At 69.6% G+C, this 18,976-nt stretch carries 20 protein-coding genes; 8 read left to right on the top strand and 12 right to left on the bottom strand.

Features of this window, described 5'->3' with window-relative positions:
• Positions 1-20 precede the first annotated feature (20 nt).
• From AC07YZ_RS21995 to aroE, 12 genes are all read right to left on the bottom strand, one after another.
• Positions 21-1,532, bottom strand: coding sequence for a tripartite tricarboxylate transporter permease (locus tag AC07YZ_RS21995; RefSeq protein WP_494796351.1), 1,512 nt, complete (start codon positions 1,530-1,532; stop codon positions 21-23).
• Between the two features lies 1 nt (position 1,533).
• Positions 1,534-1,980: a tripartite tricarboxylate transporter TctB family protein gene (locus AC07YZ_RS21990; RefSeq protein ID WP_494796350.1), complete on the bottom strand. Its 447-nt coding sequence runs from the start codon at positions 1,978-1,980 to the stop codon at positions 1,534-1,536.
• An 83-nt stretch (positions 1,981-2,063) separates the two neighbouring features.
• Positions 2,064-3,050 (bottom strand): Bug family tripartite tricarboxylate transporter substrate binding protein, encoded by a 987-nt coding sequence (locus AC07YZ_RS21985; RefSeq protein ID WP_494796349.1) that lies wholly within the window; start codon positions 3,048-3,050, stop codon positions 2,064-2,066.
• Between the two features lie 114 nt (positions 3,051-3,164).
• Positions 3,165-4,589 (bottom strand): sensor histidine kinase, encoded by a 1,425-nt coding sequence (locus AC07YZ_RS21980; protein ID WP_494796348.1) that lies wholly within the window; start codon positions 4,587-4,589, stop codon positions 3,165-3,167.
• A complete protein-coding gene (locus AC07YZ_RS21975; protein ID WP_494796347.1) occupies positions 4,586-5,254 on the bottom strand; it encodes a response regulator in 669 nt (222 codons plus the stop codon). Before AC07YZ_RS21975 ends, AC07YZ_RS21980 begins: the two co-directional genes overlap by 4 nt.
• Before the next feature lie 20 nt (positions 5,255-5,274).
• The gene (locus tag AC07YZ_RS21970; RefSeq protein ID WP_494796346.1) at positions 5,275-6,078 is read right to left on the bottom strand and encodes an amidohydrolase family protein; all 804 of its coding nucleotides are present in this window, start codon (positions 6,076-6,078) and stop codon (positions 5,275-5,277) included.
• Positions 6,075-7,082, bottom strand: a complete 1,008-nt coding sequence (locus AC07YZ_RS21965; protein ID WP_494796345.1) for a tripartite tricarboxylate transporter substrate binding protein — start codon at positions 7,080-7,082, stop codon at positions 6,075-6,077. The genes AC07YZ_RS21970 and AC07YZ_RS21965 overlap by 4 nt, the downstream gene beginning before the upstream one ends.
• Positions 7,083-7,092: 10 nt before the next feature.
• Positions 7,093-7,830: a GntR family transcriptional regulator gene (locus AC07YZ_RS21960; RefSeq protein WP_494796344.1), complete on the bottom strand. Its 738-nt coding sequence runs from the start codon at positions 7,828-7,830 to the stop codon at positions 7,093-7,095.
• A gap of 117 nt (positions 7,831-7,947) precedes the next feature.
• Positions 7,948-8,262, bottom strand: coding sequence for a helix-turn-helix domain-containing protein (locus tag AC07YZ_RS21955; protein WP_494796343.1), 315 nt, complete (start codon positions 8,260-8,262; stop codon positions 7,948-7,950).
• Positions 8,234-8,629 carry a type II toxin-antitoxin system RelE/ParE family toxin gene (locus AC07YZ_RS21950; RefSeq protein ID WP_494796342.1) on the bottom strand — a complete coding sequence of 132 codons (396 nt, stop codon included), beginning with the start codon at positions 8,627-8,629 and terminating at the stop codon, positions 8,234-8,236. Before AC07YZ_RS21950 ends, AC07YZ_RS21955 begins: the two co-directional genes overlap by 29 nt.
• Before the next feature lie 92 nt (positions 8,630-8,721).
• Positions 8,722-9,609: an EamA family transporter gene (locus AC07YZ_RS21945; RefSeq protein ID WP_494796341.1), complete on the bottom strand. Its 888-nt coding sequence runs from the start codon at positions 9,607-9,609 to the stop codon at positions 8,722-8,724.
• A 259-nt stretch (positions 9,610-9,868) separates the two neighbouring features.
• Complete coding sequence (aroE, locus tag AC07YZ_RS21940; RefSeq protein WP_494796340.1) at positions 9,869-10,690, bottom strand: shikimate dehydrogenase; 822 nt, start codon at positions 10,688-10,690, stop codon at positions 9,869-9,871.
• 181 nt (positions 10,691-10,871) lie between these two features.
• Between aroE and AC07YZ_RS21935 the strand changes: the two genes are divergently transcribed.
• The 8 genes from AC07YZ_RS21935 (at position 10,872) to AC07YZ_RS21900 (ending at position 18,823) form a co-directional block, all read left to right on the top strand.
• Positions 10,872-11,531 carry a DsbA family oxidoreductase gene (locus AC07YZ_RS21935; RefSeq protein WP_494796339.1) on the top strand — a complete coding sequence of 220 codons (660 nt, stop codon included), beginning with the start codon at positions 10,872-10,874 and terminating at the stop codon, positions 11,529-11,531.
• Between the two features lie 54 nt (positions 11,532-11,585).
• On the top strand, positions 11,586-13,673 hold the full coding sequence (locus tag AC07YZ_RS21930) for a sensor histidine kinase (RefSeq protein WP_494796338.1): 2,088 nt from the start codon (positions 11,586-11,588) through the stop codon (positions 13,671-13,673).
• Positions 13,674-13,676: 3 nt separating this feature from the next.
• On the top strand, positions 13,677-14,384 hold the full coding sequence (locus tag AC07YZ_RS21925; RefSeq protein ID WP_494796337.1) for a response regulator transcription factor: 708 nt from the start codon (positions 13,677-13,679) through the stop codon (positions 14,382-14,384).
• Positions 14,385-14,607: 223 nt separating this feature from the next.
• Positions 14,608-15,423, top strand: coding sequence for a type II secretion system protein (locus tag AC07YZ_RS21920; RefSeq protein ID WP_494796336.1), 816 nt, complete (start codon positions 14,608-14,610; stop codon positions 15,421-15,423).
• 38 nt (positions 15,424-15,461) lie between these two features.
• Positions 15,462-16,358: a type II secretion system protein gene (locus tag AC07YZ_RS21915; protein ID WP_226492407.1), complete on the top strand. Its 897-nt coding sequence runs from the start codon at positions 15,462-15,464 to the stop codon at positions 16,356-16,358.
• Complete coding sequence (locus AC07YZ_RS21910) at positions 16,359-16,838, top strand: hypothetical protein (RefSeq protein ID WP_494796335.1); 480 nt, start codon at positions 16,359-16,361, stop codon at positions 16,836-16,838.
• Positions 16,835-18,124, top strand: a complete 1,290-nt coding sequence (locus AC07YZ_RS21905; RefSeq protein WP_494796334.1) for a hypothetical protein — start codon at positions 16,835-16,837, stop codon at positions 18,122-18,124. The genes AC07YZ_RS21910 and AC07YZ_RS21905 overlap by 4 nt, the downstream gene beginning before the upstream one ends.
• A gap of 99 nt (positions 18,125-18,223) precedes the next feature.
• The gene (locus AC07YZ_RS21900; protein ID WP_494796333.1) at positions 18,224-18,823 is read left to right on the top strand and encodes a hypothetical protein; all 600 of its coding nucleotides are present in this window, start codon (positions 18,224-18,226) and stop codon (positions 18,821-18,823) included.
• Positions 18,824-18,976: the final 153 nt, after the last annotated feature.

Raw genomic sequence — 18,976 nt, 5'->3', positions numbered from 1 at the left:
TTCGCGCCTGGTGCAGGAGGTCAGGCCGCCGCGGCCGTTGTAGCGCGCCGACCCGCCAGCAAACGCATCCCAATGGGCACCACCAGCATCAGCGCCGCCGCCACCCACAGGCCGATGGTGATGGGGCTGCCCACGAGGATGGCCGCGTCGCCGTTGCTGATGGACAGCGCGCGGCGCAGGTTCTGTTCCATCATGTCGCCCAGCACAAAGCCCAGGATCAGCGGCGCCATCGGGATGCCCTGCTTGCGCAGCAGGTAGGCCACGAAGCCCAGCGCGGTCATGAGCATGAGGTCGAACGTGGTGGCGTGCACCGCGTACACGCCGACGCTGCTGACGGCCACGATGCCGGGCACCAGCAGCCAGTTGGGCACGCTCAGCACCTTGGTGAACACGCCCACCAGCGGGATGTTCATCACCAGCAGGATCACGTTGGCCAGGAACAGCGAGGCGATCAGGCCCCACACCAGGTCGGGCTGTTGGGTGAACAGCGCCGGGCCGGGCGTGATGTTGTAGAGCGAGAGCGCGCCCACCATCACCGCCGTGGTGCCCGAGCCGGGCACGCCCAGCGTGAGCATGGGCACGAAGGAGCCGGTGGCGGCCGAGTTGTTGGCCGCTTCGGGCGCGGCCACGCCGCGGATGTCGCCCTTGCCGAACGTGCCTTCGGTGTCGGTCAGGCTTTTCTCCATCGAATAGGTCATGGCGCTGGCGATGGTGGCGCCCGCACCGGGCAGCACGCCCACGCCGAAGCCCACCACGCTGGAGCGCAGCGTGCCCCACCAGGTGGCTTTGAGTTCCTTCCAGTTGAAGAGCATGCGTCCGGTCTGCGTCACCAGGCCGGCGTTGCTGTGGTGCTCCTGCAGCATCAACAGCAATTCGCTGATGGAGAACACGCCGATCACGACCACCACGAACTGGATGCCGTCGGAGAGGTGGATGTCGCCACCGGTGAACCGGTAGACACCCGAGTTCGAATCGAGCCCGACGCAGGACATGGACAGGCCGATGATGGCCGCCAGCCCGGCCTTGACCGGCGCGTCGCCCATCAGCCCCGCGATGCAGGCGAAGGCGAAGCACATGAGCGCGAAGTACTCGGCCGGCCCGAAGGACAGCGCCCAGCTGGCCAGCAACGGCGCGAACAGCACGATGCCAACCGTGGCCACCAGTGAGCCCACGAACGAGCTCCAGGCCGAGATGGACAGCGCCACGCCGCCCAGGCCTTGGCGCGCCATGGGGTAGCCGTCGAGCGCGGTCATGATCGCGCCCGCGTCGCCCGGCACGTTGAGCAGGATGGACGAGATGCGCCCGCCATATTCGCAGCCGATGTAGACGGCCGCCAGCAGGATCAGTGAGGTTTCCGGTGGCAGCTTCATGGCAAAGGCCAGCGGCATGAGGATGGCCACGCCGTTGATGGGGCCCAGACCCGGTAGCAGGCCGACGACGGTGCCGATGAAGCAGCCGATGGCGGCGATCAGCAGGTTGGTCGGGCTCAGCGCGACGCCGAAGCCCGCGACCAGGTGTTGCAGGATGTCCATGTCAGCCTCCTCCGAGCAAAGCGGCCAGCGGGCCGGCGGGCAGCACCACGTCCAGCAGCTTGTCGAACAGCAGGAACAGCACCAGACCGAGTGAAGCGCCGCCGGCGAGCGACTGCTTCCAGCCGCCGCCGAACGCCATGCCCACCGGCAGCGCCATCAGCGCCGTGGCCAGTGCAAAGCCCAGCCACTGGAACAGCAGCGCGTAGGCCAGCACGGCGGCCGCGCACAGGGCCGTGGTTTTCCAGGGCACGCCGCGAAACGCTTCAGCTCCGGCCGTGGGGCGCAGCACCAGCCACAGGCCACAGAGGCCCAGGCCGGTGGCCAACAGCAGCGGGAAGGCACGCGGACCGACGGGTTCGTAAGAGATGGCGGCGGCGTAGTCTTGCGCGGCCCAGGCCATGGCGGCGGACGCGACAACACACACCGCGCCGAGGACGCGGTCACTCATGGTGAAACTCCAGTGAGAGAGGGGGGACGAGCGGGCCACCGCAGAGGGTGGCGCCGTGAAGCGGGGCCGACGCCCCGCGGGGATCACTTGGCCGGCACGACGTTCAGGCCGAACTCTTCGGCCAGCTTGCGGTAGCCGGCCACCTGCTTCTTGACGTAGGCGTCCAGCGGCGCGCCGGTCAGGGCCATGGGGAACAGGCCGCGTTCATTGCGCAGCTTGTCGTAGGCGGGGGTGGCCATCAGCTTGGTGAAGGTGTCGGCCCAGACCTTGTAGTCGGCGTCGCTGACCTTGGGGCCGACGTAGAAGCCGCGCACGATGGGCCATTCCACGTCGTAGCCCTGTTCGGCGGCGGTGGGGATGTTGGCCATGTCGCCGGTCAGGCGCTTGTCGTGCATCACCGCGAGGATGCGGATCTTGGCACCGGCCTTTTGCTGCTGCTGGGCTTCGGCCGCGTCGCCGGTGAACACGTGGATGTGGCCGCCCTGCAGCGCGGTGAGCGCTTCGCCGCCGCCCTCGAAGGCCACGTAGCGCATGGTCTTGGGGTTCACGCCGCCGGCGCGCGCGGTCAGCGCGGCCTTCATCCAGTCCTGGCTGCCCACGGTGCCGCCCGCGCCCAGCACCACCTTGGTCGGGTCGGCCTTCATCGCGGCCATCACGTCCTTCAGGCTCTTGAAGGGCGAGTTCTCGGCCACCACCACGGCGCCGTAGTCGGTGCCGATGGCGGCGAGCCAGCGCACGTCGTTTTCGGTGTAGCGGCCGAACTTGCCCTGCGCCAGGTTCAGCAACGAGCCGCCCGAAAAGGCGACGATGGCGTTGGCCGCGTCGGGCTTCTGCGCGATCACGGTGTTGTAGGCCACGGCGCCGATGCCACCGGGCATGTAGGTCACGCGCATCGGGTCGGCGATGAACTTGCCCTCCTGCAGCGCGCTCTGCACGAGTTTGCAGGTGAGGTCGAAACCGCCGCCGGGCTTGGCGGGGGCGATGCACTCGGTCTTGTCCAGCGGGTTGGCGGTGGCGGTGAGCGCGGCGGCCGAAACGGCGGCGGCGATGAACTTGGAAGCGATGCTCATGAAGGTGTCTCCTCAATGGGGTGGAATCCTCGCAGCGGAATGTGCTGCGATGAGGGCACTGTAGAAACTGGGTACTTTCAACGCGCTTTCAGACATCCGGCCAAAAGCCGAGGGTTAACCCGGAGCCGATCCGGGTGCCGGCGTTGCCGGCAAGGTGAGCGTGACGGCCAGTCCCCGGCCCTCGGGACCGGCGGCCACCCGCATCTGTCCACCGTGCCGCTGGGCCACGGTGCGCACGATGGCCAGGCCCAGACCGGAGCCGGGCAGGGCACCGCCACGGCCACGGAAGAAGCGTTCGCCCGCCCGCGCCAGCTCGTCGGGCGGCAGGCCCGGGCCGTCGTCCATCACCGCCATCTGCACCTCACCCTCCGCTCCGCCGCGCACCGTCAGCGTCACGTGGCAGCCCGCGCCGCCGTGGCGGATGGCGTTGTGCAGCAGGTTGGCCAGCGCCTCGCGCAGCAGGTCGGGTTCGCCGCTCAGCGGCAGCGGGTGGTCCGGCGCGTCCAGCCCCAGGTCCACGCCTTGCTCGCGCGCTGGCCCCCACCACTGGCGCACCAGGGCTTCGGCCAGGGCCACCGCGTTGAAAGGCTGGCGCTGTGGCGGCGCGCTGTCGGCCCGGGCCAGCGAGAGCATCTGGTTGGTCTGGCGGATGGTCTCGTCCAGCTGCGCGCGGATCTTGTCCAGCACCTGACGCTGCGCCGACGGGTCGGCCTCGCGCTGCGCGTAGGCCACCTGCGTGGCCAGCGTGGTCAGTGGGGTGCGCAGCTGGTGCGAGGCGTCGTCGATGAAGCGGCGGCGCGCTTCGGCTTGTTCGCGGTTGCGTTCGATGTGGTGGTTGATGGCCTGCACCAGCGGCCGCACCTCGGCCGGCGCGCCGGTGTCGTCCACCGGCGTCAGGTCCTGCGGGTCGCGCGCGTCCACCTCCTGGCGCAGCCGGTCCAGCGGGCGCATGGCCCAGGCGATGGCCAGCGCCAGCAGGCCGGTGGCCGCCACCATCAGCAACACGTCGCGCGCCAGCGACTGCAGCACCAGCCCGCGTCGGAAGTGATTGCGCGCCTCCAGCGTTTCCGCCACCTGGATCACCACACGCTGCGGCCCGCTCTGCCCGGCCAGCGGCGGGTTCAGCTCGCGCGCGTAGCTGCCCACGCGCACCGCACGCCCCAGATACTCACCCTCGTGGAACTGCGGCTGGCCGGTCTGCAGCGGCCGGGGTGGCGCGGGCAGATCGGCGCTGCCGATTTCCACCAGCCCGTCTTCGGTGGCGACGCGGTAGAACACCTGACCCTGCGCGGTCAGCTCGAAGAATTCGAGCATGCGGTAGGGCAGTTCCACGCCGATGCCGCCGCTGGCGGTGGAGATGCTCGAATCGATGGACTTGACCGCGCCCAGCAGGGAGCGGTCGTAGGCTGCGTCGGCGGCGTCGCTGGCGGTGCGCCAGCCCAGCCAGAGTTCACCGGCGATGACAGCGCCCAGGCCCGGCAGCAGCAGCACCAGCAGAAAGCGGCGGATGCTCGCGCGCGACCACGACAGCGGTGTCACGCGGCGCTTTCGAGCTGGTAGCCCAGGCCGCGCAGCGTGGCGATGCGCACCGGCGAGGCTTCGAGCCGCTTGCGCAGGCGGTGGATCAGCACCTCGATGGCCTCGGGGTTCACGTCCTGCTCGTCGGAGAACACGCGTTCGAGCAGTTCACGCTTCGACAACGGTTCGCCCGGGTGCTGGATCAGCGCGCGCAGCACCGCGTGTTCGCGCGGCGTGAGGCTGAGCACCTCGTGCTGCAGGCGGAACTGTTTGGCCGCGCTGTCGTAGCTGAGCGGCCCGCAGGCAAAGCGCGGGTGCTCCTGCCCGCGCGAGCGGCGGATCAGCGCGATCAGCCGCGCCTCCAGCTCGGCCACGTCGAAGGGTTTGGCCAGGAAGTCGTCGGCGCCGCCGTGCAGGCAGCTCACGCGCTCCATGAGCGAATCGCGCGCGGTGAGGATGAGCACGGGCAGTCGCTCATCGGCCTCGCGCAGGTCGGACAACACGTCGTGCCCGCCCAGGCCGGGCAGGCCCAGGTCGAGGATCAGCGCGTCGTACTTCGTGGCCTTGAGGCTGCGGCGCACCAGCCGGCCGTCGTTGACCCAGTCGACCTGGAAGTCGTTCTGCGCGAGCGCCTTGACCAGCCAGGTGCCCAGTTCGGTTTCGTCTTCGGCGAGCAGGATGCGCATGGCGCGAGTCTCCCCGGTGTTCAGGTGTAGAGCAAGGTGCCGGCGGTGCGCACGGCGGCGGCGCGGGCCTCGCCGAGCGCCTGCACCACCGGCTGCCAGACGCTCTCGTAGGGGGGCAGGGCGTCGTGGTGAAAGGCGGTGTGCGGCCAGTCGGAACCCCAGACCAGGTGTTCGTCCATCGTCTGCGCCACACGCTGGATGTGGGCATGCAGCGCGTCATAGGGCGCGCTGGCTTGCAGCCGGTACCAGCCCGAGAGCTTGACCCACGCGCCCTGCGCCGCCAGGCGCTGCAGGGCGACCCAGGCGGGATCGTCGGTACCGATGCCCGGGTGCAGGCCGGCGAGGTGGTCGAGCACGGCGGTCAGGCCGCTGCCCTCGTGCATTTCGGCGATGGCTGAGAGCTGGTCGGCCCTGGCGTACCACTGCACATGCCAGCCCCGCGCTTTCAGCCTCGGCGCGAGCGCGCGAAACGCCTCGGGGCCATTGCCCACCGGCGAGACCAGGTTGAAGCGCACACCGCGCACGCCCAGGCTGTGCATGGTGTCGAGTTCGGCGTCGGAGACGGTGGTGTCCAGCACCACGACGCCCCGGTGACGGCCCGGCTCGCGGGTCAGCGCCCGCAGGATCAGGTCGTTGTCGGTGCCATAGACGCTGGGCTGCACCAGCACGAGATGGCCCACGCCCAGCACCGTGGCGGTTTGCTCGATCTCGGGCAGGTCGCGCAGCACCGGCTGGTAGTGGCCTGCCTGTGCCGGGTGCGTGGGGTCGAACACGTGCACATGGCAGTCCCAGCCAGGCTGGATGGCTTCTGGAGTCCGGGTCATCCGATGGTGATGCCGCGCTCTTTGATGACCTTGGCCCACAGTGCCTGCTGCGCGGCGATGAACTTGCCCGCGCTCTGCTGGCTGGCGTCGGCAAACACGTCGCCGCCGAGCTGGCGGATGCGGCCGAGCACCTCGGCGTCTTCCAGGGCCTTGCGGATGGCGGCCACGAGCGTGGCCTTCACGTCGGCCGGCAGGCCGGCGGGCGCCAGGATGGGGTTCCACTCCAGCACCTCGTAGCCGCTGACGCCGGCCTCGGCCATGGTAGGCACGTCGGGCAGGGAGCGGGCGCGCAGCGTGCTGGTGACGGCCAGGGCGCGCAGCTTGCCGGCCTTGATGTGGCCCAGCGACGAGGCCACGTTGGCGAAGAACAGCGGCACCTGGCCGCCCATCACGTCGTTCATGGCCGGGCCGCCGCCTCTGTAGGCCACATGGGTGAGGGTCACGCCCGCGCGCTGTTCGAACAAGGCGCCGGCCAGGTGCTGGGCCGAACCATTTCCGGACGACGCGTAGTTCAGCGGACCGGCCTTGGCCAAGCGGATCACGTCTTTCACGCTCTTCGCTTCGAAGCTCGGCGTGCACACCAGCACGTTGGGGAACGTGGCCAGCACCGCCAGCGGGGTGAATGCGGTGGCGGCGTTGTACGGCAGCTTGGGAAAGAGCGATGGGGTGACCGCAAAGGACGATGCGTCCAGCAGCAGAACGCTGCCGTCGGCGGCCGCGCGCGCCACATGCCCGGCCGCCAGCTGGCCGCTGGCACCGGCCTTGTTCTCCACCACGACGGTCTGGCCCAGCGCGGCTTCCAGTCTGGGAGCGATGGTGCGGGCCATGAGGTCGGCGCCGCCACCGGGCGGGTAGGAGACCACCAGCGTGATCGGCTTGCCACCGGCGATCTTGCCCTGCGCGTGCGCGCCGACCCAGGGTGCGGCCAGGCCGGCGCCGGCAGCGACCATCAGGCCGCGGCGCGAAGGCGTCCAGCCATGGGCGGGGGAATTCAGGCTTGTCATGGGGGCTCCTTCAGGTGATGGTGACGGTGTAATGAAAGGCATGGGCGTCGCCGCGCGTGATGCGCAGCTCGACGCAGCGCCCGGTGAGGTCGTAGGCCGAGCGCTGCACCTGCGCGCAGGGGTGGCCGGCGGGCAGGTCCAGGTGGCGGGCCTGCGTGGCACTGAGCTGGGCGAAGCCGATGTCGTCCCGCGCACGGTGCACGTGGACCTGCACCCGGCGCGCGAACATGGGGTAGAGCAGGTCGTCCCAAGTGGCGAGGTCGTCCTCGGCCAGCGGCTCAAACAGGTCCAGCGGAAGCCAGAGTTCTTCAAACAGGCGGGGCTGGCCGCCCATGAGGCGCAGGCGGTGCAGGCGAAGAACCGGCTCCCCGGCGCCGATGCCCAGTGCCCGCGACACCGCGGCCGGCGCACGCACACGGCTGCGCTGCAGGATGCGCGAAACCGGCACCTCGCCCGTGCCACCGTCGAAGCGGAAGAAACGCAGCATGGACGCGCCCGCCAGCCCCTGGCGGACGAAAGTGCCCTTGCCGTGGATGCGCTCGATGAAGCCCTGCTCCACCAGCAGCTCCAGGGCGCGGCGCATGGTGCCCAGGGCCACGCTGTGCTCGCTGGCCAACTGGCTCTCGGCCGGCAGGGCCGAGCCCGGTGGCCATTCCCCCGCCACCACGCGGGCCCGCAGGGCCTGGGCGAGCGACGCGTAACGGCTGAGGCCGGGTTCGGTGGGCACGAGGCGAAGCGGTGGGTTCATGTCCTGAACTTTAGTCCTCTATAGGACTAGATGAATCAGGGTGAACCCTAGGGTGTCTTTGGGGCGCATGCGCCCGGTATTGCGGCACCGGGCGCGTCAGCCGTCGCCGCGGTGTGTCTAGGCGACGACCTCGAGGCCGCGCTTTTGCACCAGGTGCAGCAGCTTGAGGGCGGTGCCCGTGGGCTTCTTCTGACCAATCTCCCACTTCTGTACCGTCGAGAGGCTGGTGTTCAACAGTCGCGCAAAGACGGCCTGACTAACCCGCGTGGTTTCGCGGATCTGCTTGATCTGCTCGGGCTGCAGGGGTTCGATGGGCGGCAGGCACAGCTGATCGAATTCGCGCAGCGTGACTTGATTCATCACACCCGCCTTGTGCAGCCCCTTGGCCGTGTCATGCACGGCTTCAAGGATGGGGGATTTCGTTTTTCGCATGGCATTCCACCTTTATCAGTTCACCGGCACGTTGTGCCGTGTCGAGCGCCTGCGTCGTCAGTGACAGCAGATGCGTTGCCAACTTTTTCAAAGCCTCGGATTCGTCCTTGTCGATGTTGCTTCGCTCGTTTTTCGGAAAGCCAAACACAAACATCCAACGGTCCCCCTTGTTGGTGGCGACCAGCGTTCGATAGCCGCCGCTCTTGCCCTGTCCAGGCCGTCCAATCCGCTTTTTGACCAGGCCACCACCGAGGTCGGCATCCACAAGGCCTTGCATCATTTCGTGCACCGCGGCGCAGAGGCTGGACGAGGCCAATCCTTCTTTGCGCGCCCAGCGGTCGAACCACCGCGTTTTGTAGACGTTCATGCCCATCCTCCTGAGTGGAGGATTGTATAGCACTTGGTGCTATGAATGGAATCCCTGCGGGTCGCACCTGCCCCGTCCAGTTGTGCTCTTCCTCACTGCACGATCTCGTCCGCCGGGCCGCGGTGCGCGTCGGGTTTGGCGGTCGCCGCGCTGCCCGCCGCCGCGCCCATCACCAGCATGACCGCCAGCCATTGCAGGCCAGTGAGCTGTTCGCCCAGCACCAGCAGGCCCAGCAGGGCGGCCACGGCGGGCTCCATGCTGGTCATCACGCCGAAGGCGGCGGGGGTCAGGCGCTTGAGCGCGACCATTTCCAGCGAGATCGGGATGGCGCTGGACACGGCCGCCACGCCCAGGCCATAGAGCAGGACATGGGGTTGCAGCAGCGCGCTGCCCGCGTGCCAGATGCCGAAGGGCACGACGGTGATGGCCGCCATGGTCAGGCCCAGGGCGACCGAGTGGCCGGCGTGCAGGTGGCCGACTTTCTTGCCGAACAGGATGTAGGTCGCCCAGCAGACGGCGGCGCCCAGCGCAAAGCCCACACCCACCGGGTCCAGCGAGGTGACGTCGTGCCCCAGCGGCAGCAGCAGGCCCAGGCCGGCCGCGGCCAGCGCGATCCAGAGGGTGTCGATGCGCTGGCGCGAGGTGAAGAAGGCCACGGCCAGCGGGCCGCTGAACTCGATGGCCACGGCGACACCGAACGGAATGCTCTGCAGCGACTGGTAGAACATCAGGTTCATGCAGCCCAGCGCCACGCCGTAGCGCAGCAGGCTCTTGGCGTCGGCCTTCGACAGTGGCCAGCGCCAGGGCCGCCAGATCAGCAGCAGCAACAGCGCGGAAAAGCCCACGCGCAGGGCCGTGGTGCCCAGCGAGCCGACCTGCGGAAACAGCTGCTTGGCGAACGAGGTGCCGATGCCCAGCGCGACGACCGAGCCAAGCACGGCAAGCAGGGGCAGGGCTTGCGCCCAGCGGGAAGAAGTCAAAGCGGGCTCAGACGACCCGCCGCCGGGCCGCCCCAAGGCGGGGCAGCCCCCACGGGGGGCAGTGACCCGCGCAGCGGCGGAGCGTGGGGGCACAGATGACCCGCCGCCGGGCCGCCCCAAGGCGGGGCAACCCCCACGGGGGGCAGCGACCCGCGCAGCGGCGGAGCGTGGGGGCACAGATGACCCGCCGCCGGGCCGCCCCAAGGCGGGGCAGCCCCCACGGGGGGCAGCGACCCGCGCAGCGGCGGAGCGTGGGGGCTCATACCAGCGGCACGGTGAGCTGGTCGATCACCGGCCGGGTGGCGGGGCGCACGCCGCGCCACCACTCGAAGGCTTCGGCCGCCTGCTCGACCAGCATGCCCACGCCGTCGGCGACCTGCGCAACGCCCGCGGCCTGGGCCTGGCGCAGGAAGGGCGTGAGGCCTTTGCCGTAGACCAGTTCGTAGGCCAGCGCGCCGGGCGCGAACACGCCCGCGGGCAGCGGCAGCTCGGCCTGTGACAGGCCGGTGGAGGTGGCGTTGAGCACCACGTCAAACGATTCGCCGGCCAGCTCTTCGTAGCCGCCGGTCTGCAGCGCGGCGTGGGTGGCGAAGTCGGCCTTCAGACCGTGGGCCTTGTCGGCGCTGCGGTTGGCGATGGCGATGAGGGAGGGCTTCTGCGCGGCGATGGGCAGGATGGCGCCGCGCGTGGCGCCGCCCGCGCCGCAGATCAGCACGCGCTTGCCCGCGAGCGACACGCCCAGGTTGTGCTGGATGTCGTTCACCAGGCCCAGGCCGTCGAAGTTCTGCGCAAAAATGCGCTCGCCCTCGAACTTGAGCGCGTTGACCGCGCCGGCCAGGCGGGCCGACTCCATCGGGTCGGTAGCGATCTCGAAGGCCTGCAGCTTGAAGGGCAGGGTCACGTTCAGGCCGCGCCCGCCGCTGGCGCGAAAGGCCTCCACCGTGGCCTGGAAGCCGTCGAGCGGGGCTTCGATGGCGGTGTATTCGATGTCCTGGCCGGTCGCCCGGGCGAACAGGCCGTGGATCAGGGGCGACTTGCTGTGCGAAATGGGGTGGCCGATGACGGCGTAACGGTCGGTCATGGTGCTCGGGGGCGCGGTGGGTGGGAGGCGAGATTGTCGCGCAAGCCCATGTGCGGCACCGGGGCGGGTCGGGCCGGAGACTGCAGGCGCGGGCGGCTGTCGCTACCATCGCCGCATGAACGCAGCGCCGGGCCGTTCCCCAGCAAGCCCGCACCGCAGCCCGCAGGGCGAAAGCAAACCCATGACCACGAACCTCAAGATCGACTTTGTGTCCGACGTCTCCTGCCCCTGGTGCGCCATCGGCCTCGCCGCTCTGGAGCAGGCCCTGGCCGCCGTGCAGGGCGACGTCACCGCCGAGATGCACTTCCAGCCCTTCGAGCTCAACCCGCAGATGGGCCCCGAAGGCCAAGACGTGACCGAACACCTGACCCAGAAATACGGCAGCACGGCCGAGCAGCAGGCGCAGATCCGCGCCACCATCCGCCAGCGCGGGGCCGAGGCCAGCTTTGCCTTCAAGGCCGAAGGCCGGGGCCGCATCTGGAACACCTTTGACGCGCACCGCCTGCTCGCCTGGGCCGACCAGGAGGGCGCGCCCGGCCAGCAGCACGCGCTGAAAAAAGCGCTGCTGAGCGCCTACCACGGCCGCGCCGAGAGCCCGGCCGATCACGCCGTGCTGCTGGCCGCGGTGGTCGAAGTGGATCTGGACGAAGCCCGCGCCCGCGAGGTGCTGGCCAGCGATGCCTTCGCGCAGGACGTGCGCGAGCGCGAACAGTTCTACAACAGCCAGGGCATCCACTCGGTGCCCGCGGTCATCGTCAACGACCGGCACCTGATCTCGGGTGGCCAGCCGGCCGAGGTGTTCGAGCAGGCGCTGCGTCAGATCACCGCGGGCGTCGCCTGACATGGGCCGCGCCCGGGTTGCCGTGACACCTGGCTCAGCCGCTGTGCCCCGCGGATGCTGAACGCCGACGCCACGCCCAAGCCCAGCGGCGGGTGGTGGCGCCAGGCCGGCGCGTCGCTGCTGGAGCGGGTGTCCTTCTCCGGTGCCCATGGCCATCTGGTGAGTGTGCTGGTGGCCTTGTGCACGGTGTGGGCCTACATCGGGCTGACCAGCCTGATCGAGGGCGACCCGGGCTCGGCGGTGGTGGCGCTGGCCACCGACCCGCAGGGGCTGATGGACATCGAGGCGGTCTCGGCGCTGCCGCCCACCGCGTTCGAACCGGTGCCCCCGGTGGTGGCGCTCGGTTACTCCGGCGCGGCGCGCTGGTTTCAGGTGCAGGCCTCGGCGGCGACGCCGGGGAACGCCGCCGTGGTGGTGGTGCAGCCCAGCTACCTGGACGACGTGCGCATCTACGTCCCGGACCCTGGCACGGCGTCGGGCTGGCAGGTCCACCAGCAAGGCGATCGGGTCGCCTTTGACCAGCGCGTGCGCAAAGACCTGGCGTTCACCGCCGAGATGCGGCTGGACCAGGGGCAGCGGGCGTTCGTGCGGGTGGCTACCCGCAACGCGCACAACATCCGCGTGCGCCTGCTCAGCCCGCAGGCGGCGGACCGGGAGAACGCCTTCACGCTCGCGGGCGTGGGCCTGTACTGCGGCACGGTGCTGATCCTGGCCCTGGCCTCGGCGCTGTCTTCGGTGCTGTACCGCGACCGCTTCTGGGCCGCCAATGCCCTGTTTCAGCTGGCCACGCTGGCCACCCTGTTTTTCTATTTCGGGCTGGGCAACCAGTTCCTGTTTTCTGGCCACCCCCAGGTCGCCGACCAGGCGTCGGTGCTCAGTGGTTTCCTGCATTTTTTCTGCGGCGCGCTGCTGTACCGGCTGCTGTACCGGCAGTACGGGGCGCCCGATTGGCTGGTGCGCCTGTGGTCGCCCATGCTGCTGGTGTTTCCGGTGCAGCTGGTGCTGATCGTGCTGGGTCGGGTCGATCTGGCCCTGCAGCTGAGCAATGTCATCCTGCCGGTGGCCATCGTGCTGGGCGTGAGCATGGTGCTGGCGCTGAGGTACCACGACGTGTTCCTGCTCAACCTCCTGCGGGTCAACATGGTGATCACCCTGGTGTTTCTGGGGCTGCTGTACGCCACCCACCTGGGCTGGCTGAGTTCCAGCTTCATGCAGCTCTACCCGGGCGTCTTCATCAACCTGCTGACCGCCGTGATCCTCCACCTGGTGCTGCTGCGCCGCAACTTCCTGCTGAGCCGCCAGCAACAGCTGGACCAGCGCGAGTTCGCGCTGATGCAGCAGCAGATGCACATCGAGCGCCGGCAGCGCGAGGAAGACGGGCGCTTTCTGAGCATGCTGCTGCACGAGATCCGCTCTCCCTTGTCCGTCGTGGCGCTGGCCCGCGCGGCGCTGGAGCGCAAACTGCCCCAGATCGGCCACGCCACGCGCGGCTCGGCGGCGCGCGATCTGCAGCGCATCGAGGCGTCGGTGCAGCAGATGCGCGAGGTGTTGCAGCAGGTGCAGGCCACGAGCGAACTGGAGCACCGCATGAACGCCGACGAGGGGCTCTCGGCCAAGGCGGCGCTGGGGACCTGCGGGATGGCCGCGTTGCTCCACCGCCTGTTGGCCGAGCACGTGCGGCATGCGTCCGTCGACACCCTGCAACTGGCGTCCTTCGAGCAGGGCGAGCGCTGGGTGGTGGCCGGGGGGCTGGAGCGGGTGCTGATGATGATCCGCAACCTGGTGGACAACGCGATCAAGTACTCCGTGCCCGGTTCGATGGTGGTGCTGGACCTGGCGGTGCGTCCCATGAGCGGGGACTGGAACTCGCAGTGCGCCCTGGCGGTGCGCAACCAGGTGGGCGCGGTGGGCATGCCCGACCCGCAGCGGCTGTTCGAGAAGTACTACCGGGGCCCCAATGCCCACCAGTACTCCGGCTCGGGGTTGGGGCTGTACTGGGTCCGGGGCCTGGCGCAGATGCTTGGGGGCGACGTGAGCTGCCATGTGCAGGGCAGCGAGGTGACGTTCACGCTGGTGCTGCCCATCCTGGCGGTCGGCGACCGGGGTTCGACTTTTCCGCCGCCCGGCGGGGACAAGGTGTGACGGATGTGGGATGTGCTGGTCTGCGAAGACTTCACCAATTTGCGCGAGGCCCTGGTGGACTACCTCATCGACAGCGGCGTCTGGCGGGTGCGCGCCGTGAGCGATGGCCAGGGCGTGCGCCAGGCGCTGGCCGAGCGCGTGCCCGACGTGCTGCTGCTCGACGTGGGGTTGCCCCAGGAAAGCGGTATCGAGGTGGCGCGCTGGGTCAAGGCGGCGCACCCGGGGCTGGGCATCGCCATGTTGTCCGGGCGCACTTCGCCGGCCGATCGCCTGGCCGGCTGGCGCTGCGGGGCCGACGTGTACCTGCTCAAGCCCGCTGAAATGGAAGAGGTGGAGCTGGCGCTCACGGCCCTGGTGAAACGCGGCCAGCCCGCCGCCGTGGGGCCCGAGACCGCCGAGTCCGTGCCGGTGCTGCAGGTCGCCAAGGCCCAACTGGTGTGCCCCAGTGGCGAAGCCTGCCAGCTCACCGCCCGCGAAGGCATGCTGCTGCACGCGCTGGCGCTGTCGCACGGCAGCGTGGTGGAAAGCGAAACCCTGAGGCGTCTGCTGTGGTCCGGGCAGGAAGAGGGCGAGGTCGACTTCAACAACGCCCTGTTCTCCCTGGTCCGTCGCTTGCGCCGAAAGCTCGATGGCATGGGCTTTCCCGCGGACGCGCTCAACGTCGTGCGGGGCCGGGGCTACCGGCTGGGCTGCCCGCTGCGGATCGAATAGGCGCGGCCCGCCACCGCTGGCGCCGGACCGCCGGACGGGTCGCCCGAACGGCACGCCCCGCGCTGCCGTGATGCGTGCAATAAATCACGCCTAGAACAGCTTTGGCCGAGGCGCAAGGCCTTTTATCAAGGTTTCTGTCGACTTGTGACAGGTTGTGACAGATTCAGAAAAAATGCAGTCCATAGACTCACCGTGGTTACAAAAATATCACTGGAGAGTCTTAATGAAGCGTGAATTTGAGCGATTTGGTGGTGTTGCTATAAAGCAACGTCAAGGCGGTTTCACCTTGGTGGAGCTGTCGGTGGTGCTGGCCGTCATCGGCCTGATCATCGGCGCCATGGCCATTGGCAAGGATGTCCAGCGCAATGCGGAGTTCACCAAGGTCAAGAACAAGTTCATCGACCAGTGGGAGCAGTCCTACAACCAGTATTACCAGCGCACCGGCGTGGTCGTGGGCGACAACCAGGTGGCACCGCGCCTGATGGTCAACGGCGCGGCCTATGTGGCCGGCGGCGTGCTCCCGATCTCGGGGGGCAACATGACCGCCGTCGTGGCCCCGCCCCGGGTCTGCGACAAGGCCGAGAACGCGGCCATGACCGCGCGCGCCGCCGCCGCGGCCATCACCCTGCGCACACAGATGACGCAGGCCGGCATCCGCATGCCGCCCGGCCGGGCCGAGGGTTTTGAAGACCGCTACGTCTACCTCGACAGCAACGGCAACCCGCAGGAGGTGCAGGTCTGTTTCCAGTGGAACAACCCCAGCGCCCCCGAGGGCGCGGGCAACGTGATGATCGTCTCGGGCCTCACGCCCGAGCTGGCGCGCATGCTCGACCAGATGGTGGACGGCAAGCCCGATGCCCAGGAAGGCCGTTTCCGCCTGCAGGCGGTGGCCAACGGCACACCCAACGCGCCCGGCGTGCAGTGGAACCGCACCAACGACGACACGGTGGCCAGCGGCGCCGGTGCCGCGGGCGACAACCTCCAGCGCGACGAGAGTCAGGTGGTGACCGTGGTCGCTGTCTACAAGATGAACCAGTGACCCCCAGCCCTCACTCCTCACTCTTCGGGAACCACGCCATGACCCCTTCTTCCAAAGCCCGCCGTGGCGCCCAGTCGGGCTTCACGCTGATCGAGTTGACCCTTGTGCTGGCGGTGATCGGCCTGATCATCGGCGCCATCGCCATCGGCAAGGACGTGCAGCGCAACGCCGAATACACCAAGGTCTCCAACAAATTCCTGGAGCAGTGGAAGATGGCGTACGACCAGTACTACCAGCGCACCGGGACCGTGGTCGGTGACTGCCAGCAGGCACCCACCTACATGATCAACGGTTCGGAGACCACCATCGGTGGCACGGGCGCCTGCCAGCGCACCGGCGGCCAGGCCGTGGCCGGCATTCCCGAGAACTTCGGCGGCACCGGCGCCAAGGTCTGCGAGGGCCAGGGCTACGCCAACAACCAGGCTGGCGCGGGCGATACCGCGCTGGCGGTGCAGACGCTGCGAACGCTCATGACCCGCCACGGCGTGCGTCTGCCGCCGGGCCGCGGTGAAGGGCACGAAGACCGCTACGTCTACCAGGACACCAATGGCAACTCCGCCGAGGTGCAGGTGTGCTTCCAGTGGAACCCGGCGGGCACCGCCAGCGGTGCCGGCAACGTCATGGTGGTGCGCGGGCTCACGCCCGACCTGGCCCGCTACATGGACCAGCTGGTCGACGGCAAGCCCGACTCGCGTGAAGGCCGCTTCCGCATCCAGGACCGTGCGGCCCACACCCAGACCACCGACGCCAATGCCCCGGGCACGTCCTGGGAAGCCAACAACACCATCGCCAGCGGCATCGGCGGCAACAACCAGACCGGCAACGACCCCGTCGCGGTGGGGCCGGACAACCCGGGCGCCGCGACCGCCACCGGCCGGCAGTACGACGAAGACCGCGTCACGCTGCTGACCGCCCACTGGATGATGGATCAGTAAATGGCCATGTCCCGCCATGGACGTCTGGTCGTCCTCGCTGCCGTGACCGTCGCCCTGGCGGTGGCGGCCTGGCTGGGCATGAGCCAGGTCTCGCAGCTGAACCAGGCCCGCGCACAGGTGGCCGCCACCCGCGCCGAGCTGGCCCAGCTGCGTGGCCTGATGCCCGTGGTGGAGCAGCGCGAGCGCTACGCGCGCCAGGACGCCGAGATCCGCGCGCTGGCCGAGCGCGAGGGCATCGACCCGGCCCGCTGGAGCAGCCGCCGTGTCCAGCGCGCGCCTTCGGCGGTGTCGCGCCTGGAGGCCGAGCGCCTGCTGAGCCAGCAGCTCGGTGGCGGCGCCCTCCAGTGGTTCGCCGCCGACCGTTTCGACGTGGCGGTGGTCAGCCCCACGGCGGGCCTGTTCACGCCGGCGCAGCCCGATGACCGGGGCTTCAGCCTGGAGCTCTCCGGGGTGGTCTACTTTCCCTTGGGTGCCCCATGAAACCTGACCAGATCATTCTTGTCTGCGCGCAGGGCTGGTTCCAGCTCGCCGAGGGGCGCTGCCGGGAACTGCAACCCTGGGCCGACGTCAAGGGCTCCGCGCTCGTGGTGGTGGAGTTCGCCCAGTCGCAGGTCGGCGTGCAGTCCTGCAAGGGCAAGGCCGAGTACGCCGCGGCCATCATCGAAAAAGCGGTGCGCGCCGAGGGCGCGGTGGACGGCCCGCTGCAGGTGTTCGTGCACCGGCAGATCCGCCACAACGACAGCAGCACGGTGCTCTACACCGCCATTCCGCTGGACGTGTGGCAGCAGTTCCAGACCTGGTCGCGGCACCAGCCCGACCATTGCCTGATCGTGCCACTGGCGGGCCTGTTCCTGGGCAAGGCCGCGGACGACCAGTTGCAGGTGTTGCGCATCGGCTCGCAGCTGCATGCCTTCAGCGCGGCGGGCGGCAAGATGCACTACGCCGGCGCGACCGCCATCGGCAGCGACCCCGCCGACCTGCACGCTCCCTTGCGCACCGTGGTGATGCAGCTCAAGGCCGGCGGCTGGACCGGCGCGCCCAAGGGCGTGCGCTGGGGCGGCGTGCTGGCCGACGATCTGGACGTGGAGCGCGGCCTGCTCGGCAAGCTGGCCGAAGCCGGTCTGAACGACGTGCGCCTGATGCCGCACGGGTCGTTCCGCATCGGCGACGCGGCCTGCGCCAGCGCGCTGCCGCAGCTGCTCGACGCCATGGATGCCCAGGCGATCCAGGCGCCCTGGCTGGGCCGCATGGCCTGGCTCAGCGAAAGCTATGTGGTGCCGCTGGCCGCGTTGATCGCGGTGATGACGGTGGGGCTGGGCGCTTTCGCCTTTTTCTCCAACCACCTGATCGCGCAGGAGCGGACCGCCCTGCAGGCGCTGCAGAGCGAAACCGAACAGTTGCGCCAGCGCGTGAGCCAGGTCGGCCAGGCCAACGCCGCGGCCCTCGATCCCGAGGCGGCCACCTTCGTGCGCCAGCTCGGCTTCGCCGCGGTCCACGACCCCATCCGGATGCTGGCCACGGTGCGCCAGGCGGCGCGCCCCGGCGTGCGGGTGCAGCGTGTGCAACTGGTCAAGACCGACAGCCAGGCCAAGCCCCGCTTCCGTGTGGACGGCGTGGTGGACGGCCAGGCCAACCAGGAGTTGCGCCGCTTTCTGGCCGAGCTGCTGGCCCAGGGCTGGCAGGCCGAGTCGGTGTCTCCCAACGACGGTTCGCCCGGGGCGTTCGCCTACCTGTTGAAACCGGCCGCGCCGGGCAAGAGCGTCTGAGCGCCCAAGGCGCCCCCGGCCCGTGAGCGGGTGGCCCGTCGCTTGGCGGGTCCCCGGTCCGGTGGCTTTTTCCGAGAACAGCATCCAGCGACACAGCCCATGAAATACGTAGCCCTGACTCTCACCACCGCCGCCACGGCGCTGCTGGTACTGGCGATGGCGGGCATTGCCCAGCAGATCGGCGTCAATGCCCGGCCGATGCCGCCGCTGCAGGTCACGCTCAGCCCCTTGAGCGCGCAGCAGATGCGCGAGCAGGACGAGGTGAAGGACGCCCTGGTGGTGCTGCGCGGCGCGGCCGTCGGCCGTCCGCACGGGCTGGCCCAGGTCGGCCGGGCCCCGGCCGTGCCGGTGGACCAGGGCGTGCAGGCCCAGGCCGATTACGGCAGCATCTTCGCCCTGCCGCCGGAGGTGGTGGCCACGAAGGCGGTGAAGGGGAGCCCACGGCCCGAGCGGGTCGCGCGCTCGGCCGTGGCCCTGCCGCGGGTCAGCGTGGTGCTGCGCGCCGGCAGCGAAGGCAAGGCCGTGGTCGACGGCTATCTGGTGGGCGTGGGTGACCAGGTGGCGGGCGGCCTCGTGGTCAAGTCCATCCGCATGGAGACGGTCACGTTCTCCGCCGGTGGCGAAGACATGGAGGTTGCCGTCCCGCTGGAGCGCCTGCGCGTGCTGGGCGCCTTTCCTTCGCGGGCCAAAGGCAACTGATGAACAAGGGTGTGCTCGTCGGAGGTGGGCTGGGTCTGCTGCTGCTGGCGTTTCTGGCCGGCGTCTGGCTGTCCAGGCCGGCGCCCGAGCCGGGCCCGGTCGCCGCGCTGCCCGCCGCGCCTCAAGCGCGCCCGCCGGCCGGCGGTGCGGCGG

It is taken from the genome of Hydrogenophaga sp. GW101-3F08 (assembly GCF_059424585.1).
This window is presented reverse-complemented; position numbering and strand designations above follow the sequence as displayed.

Bases quoted from the DNA above. Each gene is read 5' to 3' on its own strand.
- AC07YZ_RS21995 (WP_494796351.1), bottom strand. From the start codon at position 1,532: ATGGACATCCTGCAACACCTGGTCGCGGGCTTCGGCGTCGCGCTGAGC.
- AC07YZ_RS21990 (WP_494796350.1), bottom strand. From the start codon at position 1,980: ATGAGTGACCGCGTCCTCGGCGCGGTGTGTGTTGTCGCGTCCGCCGCC.
- AC07YZ_RS21985 (WP_494796349.1), bottom strand. From the start codon at position 3,050: ATGAGCATCGCTTCCAAGTTCATCGCCGCCGCCGTTTCGGCCGCCGCG.
- AC07YZ_RS21975 (WP_494796347.1), bottom strand. From the start codon at position 5,254: ATGCGCATCCTGCTCGCCGAAGACGAAACCGAACTGGGCACCTGGCTG.
- AC07YZ_RS21970 (WP_494796346.1), bottom strand. From the start codon at position 6,078: ATGACCCGGACTCCAGAAGCCATCCAGCCTGGCTGGGACTGCCATGTG.
- AC07YZ_RS21965 (WP_494796345.1), bottom strand. From the start codon at position 7,082: ATGACAAGCCTGAATTCCCCCGCCCATGGCTGGACGCCTTCGCGCCGC.
- AC07YZ_RS21960 (WP_494796344.1), bottom strand. From the start codon at position 7,830: ATGAACCCACCGCTTCGCCTCGTGCCCACCGAACCCGGCCTCAGCCGT.
- AC07YZ_RS21955 (WP_494796343.1), bottom strand. From the start codon at position 8,262: ATGCGAAAAACGAAATCCCCCATCCTTGAAGCCGTGCATGACACGGCC.
- AC07YZ_RS21950 (WP_494796342.1), bottom strand. From the start codon at position 8,629: ATGAACGTCTACAAAACGCGGTGGTTCGACCGCTGGGCGCGCAAAGAA.
- aroE (WP_494796340.1), bottom strand. From the start codon at position 10,690: ATGACCGACCGTTACGCCGTCATCGGCCACCCCATTTCGCACAGCAAG.
- AC07YZ_RS21935 (WP_494796339.1), top strand. From the start codon at position 10,872: ATGACCACGAACCTCAAGATCGACTTTGTGTCCGACGTCTCCTGCCCC.
- AC07YZ_RS21930 (WP_494796338.1), top strand. From the start codon at position 11,586: ATGCTGAACGCCGACGCCACGCCCAAGCCCAGCGGCGGGTGGTGGCGC.
- AC07YZ_RS21925 (WP_494796337.1), top strand. From the start codon at position 13,677: ATGTGGGATGTGCTGGTCTGCGAAGACTTCACCAATTTGCGCGAGGCC.
- AC07YZ_RS21920 (WP_494796336.1), top strand. From the start codon at position 14,608: ATGAAGCGTGAATTTGAGCGATTTGGTGGTGTTGCTATAAAGCAACGT.
- AC07YZ_RS21915 (WP_226492407.1), top strand. From the start codon at position 15,462: ATGACCCCTTCTTCCAAAGCCCGCCGTGGCGCCCAGTCGGGCTTCACG.
- AC07YZ_RS21910 (WP_494796335.1), top strand. From the start codon at position 16,359: ATGGCCATGTCCCGCCATGGACGTCTGGTCGTCCTCGCTGCCGTGACC.
- AC07YZ_RS21905 (WP_494796334.1), top strand. From the start codon at position 16,835: ATGAAACCTGACCAGATCATTCTTGTCTGCGCGCAGGGCTGGTTCCAG.
- AC07YZ_RS21900 (WP_494796333.1), top strand. From the start codon at position 18,224: ATGAAATACGTAGCCCTGACTCTCACCACCGCCGCCACGGCGCTGCTG.